This window comes from Bradyrhizobium pachyrhizi, from assembly GCF_001189245.1.
In the GTDB taxonomy this organism is placed as follows: domain Bacteria; phylum Pseudomonadota; class Alphaproteobacteria; order Rhizobiales; family Xanthobacteraceae; genus Bradyrhizobium; species Bradyrhizobium pachyrhizi.
This window is the reverse complement of the sequence record NZ_LFIQ01000051.1, coordinates 170,203-181,959: the sequence shown is the minus strand read 5'-3', so window position 1 is coordinate 181,959 and position 11,757 is coordinate 170,203. Positions and strand designations below refer to the sequence as shown.

The 11,757-nt window shown below is 62.6% G+C and carries 10 protein-coding genes and 1 pseudogene; 8 read left to right on the top strand and 3 right to left on the bottom strand.

Annotated elements, in window-relative coordinates; all coding sequences use genetic code 11:
* Positions 1-127: 127 nt before the first annotated feature.
* The 5 genes from xoxF5 to AKL29_RS09195 all read left to right on the top strand — a co-directional run bounded on the left by xoxF5 (position 128) and on the right by AKL29_RS09195 (position 5,387).
* Positions 128-1,933, top strand: coding sequence for a lanthanide-dependent methanol dehydrogenase XoxF5 (gene xoxF5 / locus AKL29_RS09215; protein WP_028336921.1), 1,806 nt, complete (start codon positions 128-130; stop codon positions 1,931-1,933).
* A 123-nt stretch (positions 1,934-2,056) separates the two neighbouring features.
* The gene (locus AKL29_RS09210) at positions 2,057-2,539 is read left to right on the top strand and encodes a c-type cytochrome, methanol metabolism-related (protein WP_038376554.1); all 483 of its coding nucleotides are present in this window, start codon (positions 2,057-2,059) and stop codon (positions 2,537-2,539) included.
* A 50-nt stretch (positions 2,540-2,589) separates the two neighbouring features.
* Positions 2,590-3,699 (top strand): S-(hydroxymethyl)glutathione dehydrogenase/class III alcohol dehydrogenase, encoded by a 1,110-nt coding sequence (locus AKL29_RS09205; protein WP_024580243.1) that lies wholly within the window; start codon positions 2,590-2,592, stop codon positions 3,697-3,699.
* A 33-nt stretch (positions 3,700-3,732) separates the two neighbouring features.
* The gene (gene gfa / locus AKL29_RS09200) at positions 3,733-4,296 is read left to right on the top strand and encodes an S-(hydroxymethyl)glutathione synthase (protein WP_016847312.1); all 564 of its coding nucleotides are present in this window, start codon (positions 3,733-3,735) and stop codon (positions 4,294-4,296) included.
* A 137-nt stretch (positions 4,297-4,433) separates the two neighbouring features.
* The gene (locus AKL29_RS09195) at positions 4,434-5,387 is read left to right on the top strand and encodes a hypothetical protein (RefSeq protein ID WP_050383916.1); all 954 of its coding nucleotides are present in this window, start codon (positions 4,434-4,436) and stop codon (positions 5,385-5,387) included.
* A gap of 9 nt (positions 5,388-5,396) precedes the next feature.
* Here the strand turns inward: AKL29_RS09195 and AKL29_RS09190 are convergent, their stop codons facing one another.
* On the bottom strand, positions 5,397-5,888 hold the full coding sequence (locus tag AKL29_RS09190; protein ID WP_050383915.1) for a hypothetical protein: 492 nt from the start codon (positions 5,886-5,888) through the stop codon (positions 5,397-5,399).
* Positions 5,889-6,049: 161 nt separating this feature from the next.
* On the opposite strand from AKL29_RS09190, the pseudogene AKL29_RS09185 reads away from it, so the two are divergent.
* Positions 6,050-7,188 (top strand): annotated as a pseudogene (locus AKL29_RS09185) (epoxide hydrolase family protein).
* A 66-nt stretch (positions 7,189-7,254) separates the two neighbouring features.
* Positions 7,255-8,973 carry a metallophosphoesterase gene (locus AKL29_RS09180; protein WP_347336975.1) on the top strand — a complete coding sequence of 573 codons (1,719 nt, stop codon included), beginning with the start codon at positions 7,255-7,257 and terminating at the stop codon, positions 8,971-8,973.
* On the opposite strand, the gene AKL29_RS09175 is transcribed toward AKL29_RS09180, so the two are convergent.
* Together AKL29_RS09175 and AKL29_RS09170 are read right to left on the bottom strand one after the other, a co-directional pair.
* Entirely contained in the window at positions 8,970-10,004 is a 1,035-nt protein-coding gene (locus AKL29_RS09175; RefSeq protein WP_050383913.1) for an AI-2E family transporter, read from the bottom strand. The genes AKL29_RS09180 and AKL29_RS09175 overlap by 4 nt on opposite strands.
* 87 nt (positions 10,005-10,091) lie before the next feature.
* A complete protein-coding gene (locus tag AKL29_RS09170; RefSeq protein ID WP_050383912.1) occupies positions 10,092-10,556 on the bottom strand; it encodes a GNAT family N-acetyltransferase in 465 nt (154 codons plus the stop codon).
* A gap of 304 nt (positions 10,557-10,860) precedes the next feature.
* Here AKL29_RS09170 and AKL29_RS09165 point away from each other — a divergent pair, with 304 nt between their 5' ends.
* A complete protein-coding gene (locus AKL29_RS09165) occupies positions 10,861-11,493 on the top strand; it encodes an invasion associated locus B family protein (RefSeq protein ID WP_050383911.1) in 633 nt (210 codons plus the stop codon).
* Positions 11,494-11,757 lie beyond the last annotated feature (264 nt).

Below are 11,757 nucleotides of genomic sequence, written 5' to 3'. Positions count from 1 at the left end.
AAACGGCTCTTCTCTTTTGGGCAAGTCAGCGCGCTTCAAGAGGACTACGACTGGGGCACCAAAATGGAAGAAGTGGGGCCGTTTCGGCGGAAACCCTTGAGCTCTTGAACCTGGGAGGAAATCCACGATGCGCAAGATGCTTTACGCGACCGGTCTTGGGGCAATGGCGGTATTTGCCGCCGGAGCGGCCAACGCCAATGACGAACTCCACAAGATGTCGCAGAACCCGAAAGACTGGGTGATGCCGGCCGGAGACTACGCCAATCAGCGTTACTCCAAGCTGAATCAGATCAACGCCTCGAACGTCGGAAAGTTGCAGGTCGCATGGACGTTTTCGACCGGCGTACTGCGCGGCCACGAGGGTGGCCCGCTGATCATCGGCAACATCATGTACGTCCACACCCCGTTCCCAAACAAGGTCTATGCTCTTGACCTTTCGCAGGACAACAAGATCGTCTGGAAGTACGAACCGAAGCAGGATCCGAACGTCATTCCGGTGATGTGCTGCGACACGGTCAACCGCGGCGTTGCCTATGGCGACGGCAAGATCTTCCTGCACCAGGCCGACACCACGCTGGTGGCGCTCGATGCCAAGACCGGCAAGGTCGAATGGACGGTGAAGAACGGCGATCCCAGCAAGGGCTCGACCGGCACCTCCGCGCCGCTGGTGGTCAAGGACAAGGTGCTGCTCGGCATCTCCGGCGGCGAGTTCGGCGTCCAGGCTCATGTGACCGCTTACGACATCAAGACCGGCAAGCAGGTTTGGCGCGGCTTCTCGGAAGGCCCGGATGACCAGCTCCTGGTCGACGACAAGACCACCGAGCTTGGCAAGCCGATCGGCAAGGATTCGAGCTTGAAGACCTGGCAGGGCGATCAGTGGAAGATCGGCGGCGGCGCGACCTGGGGCTGGATCTCCTATGATCCCGAGCTGAACCTGGTCTATTACGGGTCGGGCAATCCCTCGACCTGGAATCCGAAGCAGCGTCCCGGCGACAACAAGTGGTCGATGACGATCTGGGCACGCAACCCGGATACCGGCGTCGCCAAGTGGGTCTACCAGATGACGCCCCATGACGAATGGGACTATGACGGCGTCAACGAGATGATCCTCTCGGATCAGACGATCGACGGCAAGGCGCGCAAGCTGCTGACCCATTTCGACCGTAACGGCCTCGGCTACACGCTCGATCGCGCCACCGGCGAACTGCTGGTCGCCGAGAAGTACGATCCGAAGGTGAACTGGACCTCCGGCGTCGATATGAAGAAGGACTCGCCGACCTATGGTCGTCCGAAGGTTCTCGATGCCGCGTCGACCGACAAGGCCGGCGAGGACGTCAACGTGAAGGGCATCTGCCCGGCCGCGCTCGGCTCGAAGGACGAGCAGCCGGCAGCCTACTCGCCGGACACGCAGCTGTTCTACGTGCCGACCAACCACGTCTGCATGGACTACGAGCCGTTCAAGGTGAGCTACACCGCAGGTCAGCCCTATGTCGGCGCGACGCTGTCGATGTATCCGCCTCCCGGTGAGACCAACATGGGCAACTTCATCGCCTGGGACGGCAAGACCGGCAAGATCGTGTGGTCGAACAAGGAGCAGTTCTCGGTCTGGTCGGGTGCGCTCGCGACTGCCGGCGGCGTGGTGTTCTACGGCACGCTGGAAGGCTACCTGAAGGCTGTCGACGCCAAGACGGGCAAGGAGCTCTACAAGTTCAAGACCCCGTCCGGCATCATCGGCAACGTCACTACCTATGAGCATGGCGGCAAGCAGTACGTCGCCATTCTGTCGGGTGTTGGCGGTTGGGCAGGCATCGGCCTCGCGGCCGGCCTGACTGATCCGACGGCCGGTCTCGGCGCAGTCGGCGGCTATGCCGCGCTGAGCAACTACACTGCGCTCGGCGGAACGCTCACCGTGTTCTCGCTGCCGCAGCAGTGAGCTGAGCAACCTCGTTCCGGCGCATGGAGCGATCTCCATGCGCCGGTCCGTCTTCAATCTGCACGCGAGGATATGCTTTTGCGTAAGATCTGGTTTGTGAGTGCTGCGATCTTTGTCGTGGCAATGGGTGGAGTTGCCTCCGCCGAGGACGCTGGCGACCCGACCGCCGTCAAGTCCGAGGACGGCAAGTATCTCGACAAGGATGGAAACCCGACGTTCAAGGTTACGGCCGACGGCACGACGGACTGGTACACCTACTCCGGCTATCGCCGCTATCATTCGGAGTGCCATGTCTGCCACGGCCCCGACGGCATGGGATCGACCTATGCTCCGGCGCTGGCGAATTCGCTGAAGACCATGAGCTACGCGGATTTCATGGGCGTGGTCGCGAGCGGACGCAAGAACGTTTCCACGGCGCAGGAGAACGTGATGCCGGCGTTCGGCGATAACCCCAACGTTGCCTGCTACATGGACGACCTCTATGTCTACCTGCGGGCCCGCGCCAACGACGCGGTTGGGCGTGTTCGGCCGGCCAAGCACGAAGACAAATCGGAAGCCTATGGAAAGGCGGAAGACGCCTGCATGGGCCACAACGACAAGAAGTGAGCCCGTCCGGTGCGAACGAGAAACCTGTTTGACGTTTTGTGGAGACCAAGATGAAGACCCGCGCCGCAGTCGCATTTGAAGCAAAGAAGCCGCTTGAGATCGTCGAGCTCGATCTGGAGGGCCCCAAGGCCGGCGAGGTCCTGGTCGAGATCAAGGCGACGGGCATCTGTCACACCGATGCCTACACGCTCGACGGCTTCGACAGCGAGGGCATCTTTCCCTCGATCCTCGGGCACGAAGGTGCGGGCATCGTTCGCGAGGTCGGCGCCGGCGTCACGTCGGTGAAGCCGGGCGATCACGTGATCCCGCTCTACACGCCGGAATGCCGGCAGTGCAAAAGCTGCCTGAGCCAGAAGACCAATCTCTGCACCGCGATCCGCGCCACCCAGGGCAAGGGCGTGATGCCCGACGGCACCTCGCGCTTCAGCTACAAGGGCAAGACGGTCTTCCACTATATGGGCTGCTCGACCTTCTCGAACTTCACCGTGCTGCCCGAGATCGCGGTGGCCAAGATTCGCGAGGACGCGCCGTTCGACAAGAGCTGCTACATCGGCTGCGGCGTCACCACCGGTGTCGGCGCGGTCGTCAACACCGCCAAGGTGACGCCGGGCTCCAACGTGGTGGTGTTCGGCCTCGGCGGCATCGGCCTCAACGTGATCCAGGGCGCCAAGATGGTCGGCGCCGACAAGATCATCGGCGTCGATATCAATGACTCCAAGGAAGCCTGGGGCAAGCAGTTCGGCATGACGCATTTCGTCAATCCGACCAAGGTGGGCGGCGACATCGTGCAGCACCTGGTGGGCCTGACCGACGGCGGTGCCGACTACACCTTCGACTGCACCGGCAACACCAACGTGATGCGGCAGGCGCTGGAAGCCTGCCATCGCGGCTGGGGCGTCTCGGTGGTGATCGGTGTCGCGGAGTCCGGCAAGGAGATCGCGACCCGGCCGTTCCAGCTCGTCACCGGACGCGTCTGGAAGGGCACGGCCTTCGGCGGCGCGCGCGGCCGCACCGACGTGCCGAAGATCGTCGACTGGTACATGGGCGGAAAGATCCAGATCGATCCGATGATCACCCACGTGCTGAAACTCGACGAGATCAACAAGGGCTTCGACCTGATGCACGAGGGAAAATCGATCCGTTCGGTCGTCGTATTCTGAAATCAAAACACCAAGCACTAGGAGGATAGGTCAATGACTGTTCATATCCACCCGTCGGTCGACAATGGCGTCAAGCAAGGCTCCGGCAGTTTTGCCGGCGGCACGCTCGTCTGCAAATGCGCGGACAAGCCGGTCAAGGTCGGCATTAAGGGCGACGTCGCCCACAACCATGCCTGCGGCTGCACCAAATGCTGGAAGCCTTCGGGCGCCACCTTCTCGGTGGTCGCGGTGGTGCCGCGCGAGAACGTCACCGTGCTGGAGAACGGCGACAAGCTGAAGATCGTCGATGCGGCGGCGGTGATCCAGCGCCATGCCTGCACCGGATGCGGCACCCACATGTACGGCCGGATCGAGAACAAGGGCCATCCGTTCTATGGCCTCGATTTCATCCATCCCGAGTTGTTCCAGGAGTCCGGCTCGGCAGCGCCCGGATTTGCCGCCTTCGTGTCGTCGGTGATCGAGTCCGGCGTCAAGCCGGCCGATATGGCCGGGATCAGGTCGCGGCTCAAGGAGCTTGGACTCGAGCCCTATGATTGCCTGTCGCCGCCGTTGATGGACGCGATCGCCACCCACGTGGCGAAGTCCAAGGCGGCCTGACGACGGCACCGTGCCAAAGGCGGCCTGACCGACTCGCCTTGACGAGATCCTGCGCCGGCAGAGGGTCTGCCGGCGAGGGATATGCTGGTAGTACCCGTGACCTTGAACCTTGCATGCCCTGCGGACGACCACAGGGCATGCATTTTATTTTCCGCTTTGCCCTCGTCCTTTCCCCGATCCTGCTGCTTTCGCCGGCTCGCGCCGCATCGCCGGAAGACCGCTATATCGCCGCGCGTGACGCCGCGATCGCCAAATTCGCCAAGCTGTCGAACGACAACAAGATCAATGAGGCCGTCGACAAGGCCGAGGCGGCCGCGCGCGACGAGCTGAAGGGGCAGCTGACGGCCATCCTGTCCCAGCCCGCCCGGCCGGGCTTTGCTCCCGCCCAGCTCAACCTCGACACTCTATATAAAGGCGATATGGGGTTCGGCATGCTGGACGGCCTGCGCTTCGATGCCGACACCGGCAGGGACGGGGCAAAGATCGGAGAAAAGCGTGCCGACGGCAGCTTCGTCGAGCCGAAAGCCCATATCATCGTCACCACCGAGTCTCTGTTCACGCGCTGGCTGCACGAACACAAGACCTGGTGGGACAAGGGCAGCAAGAACCTGCCGCAGCAGGTCGATGCCGCCCTGAAGTTCGAGGGTCTCTACACCCAGGCGATCTCGACCGATGCTGCGGTGGTCAATTTCGACGACTTGCCGATCGCCAAGCCGGCGTCGGCCACCCTGGCTTACGGCTTCCTGGCCGGCCGCACCCAGGATTCGTTCCCCGACAGGGCCGACGAGGTGTTCGTGTCGGCGCTCGCCGGCGGCAAGATGTATGTCGCCTATGCCGAGATCGAGCCGGCGGTGCAAGTGCCGGCCTGCACCGCGATCCGCACCGACTACAACAAGAAGGCCGATGCGGCGGCCGAGAAGCTCGAGCGCAAGCAGATCAGCAGGCAGGCCTATGACAAGCTCGGCGACCTGCACCAACAGGGCGAGGATGCGTTCAAGCGCTGCTTCACCGAGCGCGCGCCGCAACAGCCGGCCTTCGCCGCGGCCACCAGGCAGGCCCAGGCACTGCTCGAGGCGGCGATCGGCAAATAGCCCGGCAAGCTATTCCCACTCGCCGAACAGCAGACACATCCACGCCACCTGCAGGATCGGCCAGGCAGCAAATGCGATACACAGCAGCCCATTGCCGAGCGGCTTGCCTTGCCGGCGCATCCGGATCAGGGAAGCGACCCCGAACGGAACGAGCAGAAGAAATGTCGGTGCGAAAATCGCGCCGTATAAAATGACGAGCTCCGCATGCGCGGCAATGCCGTCCTGCATGCTGGATTGCAGCAAGCAGAAGTAGATGACGAGGAGAACGGGGGCGAACAGGGCCGCCGATGCGGCCGGCGAAAATCCTGACGCAGCGATGCCGGGCATCAGCATCCATCGCCGGATGATGATCCACCCCGCTGAGAACATGATGATCAGCGGCAATCCCAGCTTCAACAGAACGTCTTGCGCGTTCAGGATGCTCGTCAGATAGAGTGCCAGAGGAATCTCCGTGAGATGCGATATGCGTGCCTCGATCGTGCGCGATTCACGCCGAGCCATCGCCGCCTCTCTTAACAAGATGGCGGCGGCCGTGATGGACTTTGTCGTGCAGGGTTTGTGCAGACGACGGAGAGAGGCGCCGCAAATTACGGCTGCGGATTTGATCGGCAGGCTTCGCGAGCCTATCTTCCCCGAAAGTTCAGCATCCCCGGGGAGACGCCATGACCGCCATCAGCCCGTTCCGCATCGCCGTCAGCGACGATGTCCTCGAGGATCTGCGTAGTCGGCTGCGCCGGACCCGCTGGCCGGAAGCCGAACTGGTCGACGACTGGAGCCAGGGCGCGCCGCTGCAATGGATCAAGGACGTCTGCCATTATTGGGCCGAGACCTATGACTGGCAGCAGCGCGAGGCGCGGCTCAACCGCTTCAGCCAGTTCACCACCGAAATCGACGGGCTCGACATCCACTTCATCCATGTCCGCTCGAAGCATCCGGAGGCGCGGCCGTTGATCATCACCCATGGCTGGCCGGGATCGGTGGTCGAATTCCACAAGGTGATCGAACCGCTGACCGATCCCGTGGCGCATGGCGGCCGCGCGGCCGATGCCTTCCACGTGGTGTGTCCGTCACTGCCGGGCTTCGGCTTCTCGGCCAAGCCCATAGCGACGGGCTGGGGCGTCGACCGGATCGCCAAATCCTGGGCCGTCCTGATGCAGCGGCTCGGCTACGCCAGCTATTTCGCGCAAGGCGGCGACTGGGCTCCGCGGTCACGACTGCGATCGGCGGACAGGATGCGGCGCACTGCGCCGGCATCCACATCACGCTTGCGATGTCGACCCGGCCCAATGTCGAGGGGCAGCCGACGCCGGAGGAGACGAGGGCACTCAACGGCATCAAATATTATGCCGACTGGGATTCCGGCTATTCCAAGCAGCAGTCCACCCGGCCGCAGACGCTAGGCTATGGCCTGACGGATTCCCCGAGCGGGCAGGCGGCCTGGATCCTGGAAAAATTCTGGGCCTGGACCGATTGCGACGGCCATCCGGAAAACATCCTCGGCCGCGACGAACTGCTCGACAACGTCATGCTGTACTGGGTCACCGCGACCGCTGCGTCGTCGGCGCGGCTCTATTGGGAAAGTTTTGGGCCGGGCAAGCGAACCCCGCACAAGGTGAGCGTGCCGACCGGCGTTGCCGTGTTCCCCAAGGAGATCGTCACGCCGGTCCGCAAATGGATGGAGACAAACTTCACCAACATCCAGCACTGGAGCGAGATGCCGAAAGGCGGACATTTCTCGGCGTTCGAGCAACCCGAGCTGTTCATCGGCGAGGTGCGCGAGTTCTTCGGGAAGCTGCGCTAAGGCTGACGCGTATGTTGGTCTGAAGCGGTTTGTGACAGAATGCGCCGTGTAACGGAGGACGTCGGCGTGCTGCTTGATCCCCGCCACGGCGACTTTGAGGACAATGCCGCCAGCCCGGAACAGCGTTCGTTGTTCGCGATCTTGGGTAGCCTTCTGGTTGAGATAAGCCCGGCGAAACTGTTGTTCGCCTGGACGGTTTCGCTTCTGCTTCCGGGCGTGCTGCTCGGCCTTGCGCCACTGGTCGCATCCGCCTGGATTTCGAGCGTTTCGCAACACGCTCTTGCCCTGTCCGAAGTGGGCGCCGTGCTGGCGCTGATTGCGATCGCGGCGTTGGGATGGCTCGGCGGGCGACCGCTGCTTCAAATCGCGGAAACAAGCTTCTGGTCGCTGAACGCGCTCGCGGTTCAACCGAGTTATGCCTTCACGCGCGAGGCACTGGGCCATCTGGCGGAGCTGCTTTGGCGCACCGGCGCAACTCCTGCCTCTCGCACGAGGCTGCGCCGCGGTTGCTCGATCGGCGCCGGCATACTGCTCTCCGCGGGGGCGGCATTGATCGCGGCCCTGGTCTGGCCTGCCTCGCAATGGGCTGCGACCGTCAATGACCTTGTTCTGATCCATCGTCTGGTGTTGCCGACGTTCGCGAACGCCGTGGTGCTGGTGTCCTGCTATCTTGCGGTCGCGTCACTGGCCTGGAGCGTGGCCGATGCCAGTATGGAACAACCGGCCGACCTGGCCGGATTCGACGCGACGCCGTCCGGAGGCCGCTGCTGGCGCCTTGCACATCTATCCGATCTTCACGTGGTCGGCGAGCGGTACGGCTTCCGCATCGAAAGCGGGACCGCCGGTCCGCGGGGAAACGAACACTTCAATCGCGTGTTGGCTCGCCTTGCCGAAATTCACACCGTTGATCCGCTCGACCATGTGCTGATCAGCGGCGATATGACGGACGCCGGCCGGCCCGGCGAATGGGCGGAATTTCTCGATGCATTGGCAGGTCATCCCGAGCTCGCAGCACGCATCATCATGCTTCCGGGCAATCATGACGTTAACGTCGTGGATCGTGCCAATCCCGCGCGCCTCGACCTGCCGTTCAGCCCTGGCAAGCGGTTACGGCAGATGCGTGCCCTGTCGGCGATCGCGGCCGTCCAGGGCGATCGCGTGCGCGTCATTGACGGTTCCGGCAAACCGTCGGCCACGCTGAACCAGGCGCTGGCCCCTTATCGTGATCGGATAACACAGTTTGCGCAGCACGGGGGCGTGCGCCGCGCAGCGGCACTCCGCGGCCTGTTCGATGATCAATTCCCAATGATCCTGCTGCCGGACCAGGACGGTGGCCTCGGGATCGCCATTCTCAACTCCAACGCCGAAACCCACTTCTCCTTCACCAACGCGCTCGGTTTGGTTTCGGAAGCGCAAACGCGGCGGTTGGAGGCTGCGATCCGTCATTTTCCGACGGCATGCTGGACCATCGCGTTACATCATCACGTGATGGAATATCCCATGCCGGTGAAGACATTTGCCGAGCGCATTGGGACAGCCTTGATCAACGGCAGCTGGTTTGTACGCAGGTTGCAAAGGTTTTCCGATCGCTCGGTGGTGATGCACGGTCACAGGCATATCGATTGGATCGGTACATGTGGTGCGTCGAGGATCGTCTCGGCCCCGTCGCCGGTGATGGGGGCCGACGATGCAGCCAGCTATTTCTATATCCACAAAATGATGGTCGGCCCGGACCGGAAGCTCTGCCTCGCCGAGCCCGAGCGGGTTGAGATTGCCGCAGGCTAGGACGCTTCCGGCTTGTCTTGGTGCGATCCGCCACACAGATCGGCTATCCATGCGGCCGACGGACTCTCGGCACAGAAGGTCAGAATAGCGAGCGTGATCGGCACACCGATGAAGGTCCCGAACAGGCCCCAAAGCGAGCTCCAGAAGAAGATTGCAAACAGCACCAGAAACGGCGAGATCGACAATGTCGAGCCGGCCACCCGCGGTTCGACATAGCTGCCTACCACGAACTGGATGACGTTGAGACAGGCGAACACGCCAAACACCGCGGGCCAGCTCTCGAACTGCGTCATGGCCAGCAGCGTGGGGAACAGCGTCGCGATGAAAGGGCCGATGAAAGGAACGTAGTTGAGGACAAAGGCGATCACGCCCCATTCGAATGCGAATGGCAACCCGGTTACAGCGGCGAACAGGCCGACCAGGAGACCCGTGACCGCGCTCATCTGCGTCCGCACCAGCATATATTTGCGAAACTTGGCGGCCGTCGCTTTGCTGCCCTTGAGCAGGACGCGCGCAGCTGTGGGATTCTCCAACCGCTGGATTCGTCGACCAGCGTCCTCGACCTCGAGAAGTCCCAGCACGACATAGACCAGCGCGATGAGCCAGAAACTCAATGTGGTGTTGACGCGGCCCGTGACGTATTGCGTGGTGCGCAACAGCCAGCCGACATTGAAATGCTCCGCCCAGACGCCGGCGAACGAGACGCCATGGCCGTCGAGCCAGATCACCGCGGCATCGTAGAAGGCCTGATACCGCGCCGCATCCGCGATCAAGGAGCGCCCGACGCGGCCGAACCCCCATCCTGCCAGCGAGGCAAACGCGATGCAGGTGGCAACCGTAACAACGATGGTAATGGCGAGCGCGAGCAGTTTCGGCAGCCACGACTGCAGCCGTTGCTGAACGGGCCAGACGATCGCGATGATGAACAGAGCGGCCGCAAGCGGGGCGAGCACGCTGCGCACCTGAGCCACCGCTGCAATGACCAGCACCGCGGCGATGATGCCGGTCGTGATTTTCAACCCGCCAGCCATCCTTGGGTTACCCGATCTCCGTGAACGCAGACATTGTCAGTCTGTCTCGTAGCGCGACAAGACCGGGAAAATGGACCTGCGGCACAGCTACAGCAATCCTCGATAGATTCCCGGCGCGGAGCCTTCGATGGCCACCGCGCCGACAGCTTTCGTATAGAATTCCGCCGGCCCGACGCCGCCGATGATCGCGTAGCCGAAGCCCTGGTGCTTCATGTCCTCGAGGCAGGCGAACAGCAGCGCCTTGCCGATTCCGCCCTGCTGCGCCTTCGGCGCGACGCCGGTCGGACCGAAGAAGTTGCGACAGGCCGCGTCGTGGCAGGCGAATCCGAGGATCTTCTTTTGCTGGATCGCGATGAAGCAGGAGACCGGTTGGCGGCTGAACGCGACCTCGGTTTCGCTGGCCCACGCCTCGCTGAATGTCTCCCGCACCCAGGCCACAACCCTGTGCTTTTCCGGGGCGAGCGCGCGGCGCATGACAATTCCGGCCTTGAGCAATCGATCGTAGGCGGGCCGCGAATCGGGCAGGGCGTAGAGCTTGACGAGCATGTCCATCCGGCGAGCTTAGTTGAAAACGCGCCCCGCGGGCAAATCACGGGAGCAAGGTGGAGGCGCCGGACTACCATTTGCGTTGTTGCTTGTTCGCGGCCTTGTTCGAGGACATGGCTTCACGTGCAATCGCCCAGAAATACCCGCCGCAGAACGCAACAAATCGCGACAATCACGCCGGCGGCGATCAACTCTTGCATATCAGCGGTTCTCCAAGTAGCTGTATCTCGGATACGTGGGAAATATACCCACGAATATGCCGACGAAAAGGCAGACCGGTTTCGGGACGTAACGAGGCGGAGCGAATGCAATGGTGATGGTCAGCGCAGCAGACAGGCGTCTTCGGGCGATCGTCGCTCTCGTCGTCATGGCCGGCGTCGGTTCGGCGCAAGCCGCCCGAACTCCCGATGCTTCGGATGCCAGTGGGAGCACCGTCTCCATGCAGATCGATACGCGGAGCCAGACGTCCGCGATGGATGGCGTTGTCCGCGCCGTCCAGATTCCCAAGGGTGCTTCCGCGATCAGCGAAACCTACGGAGACTGGATCGTCAAATGCCAGCTCGACGGCGGGGCCAAGCTGTGTACCCTCGGACAGACACAACTCGCCAAGGAGACCAATCAGCAAATCTTCGCCATCGAACTGATTCCCAGGGACGGAAAGGCCGAAGGCAACATATTGATGCCGTTCGGGCTGAAGTTCGACGCCGGCGCCGTCCTCAGGCTGGACGGCAGGGATCTGGAGCAGACACGCTTTTCCACCTGCACGGCGCAAGGTTGCTTGCTGCCGGTATCCTTTCCCACGGTCGTGACCGACACTATCAGCAAGGCCAAAACGCTCACCGTTGCCGCGCAGAACATCAGCAACGGGCAGGCCGTCGTCTTTAACGTCCCCCTTAACGGCTTCGCCGCGGCGCTGGAGCGCACCATTCAGCTCGGAAGCTGAGCGGCGCGACGCTCCGTGCCCACCGCACGATGGCTGCGACAAATCACCCCGACGGGCAAAATCCCGCTTCCGTCGTCGGGCAAATCAGTGATCCAATTCCGCCCGTCTCACCCGATTGAGGGGCGCTTCGCGGTCGTCACGAACGTGGGTCGAGATGCGGTGGACGCCGATTGCGCAACTGACGAGTGCGCATGAAGCGGACGGTGAAGTCGTGTGGTTCTGACGCCCTAGCGGCAGGTGTCTCGTCGCGAAATGCGAATGCGT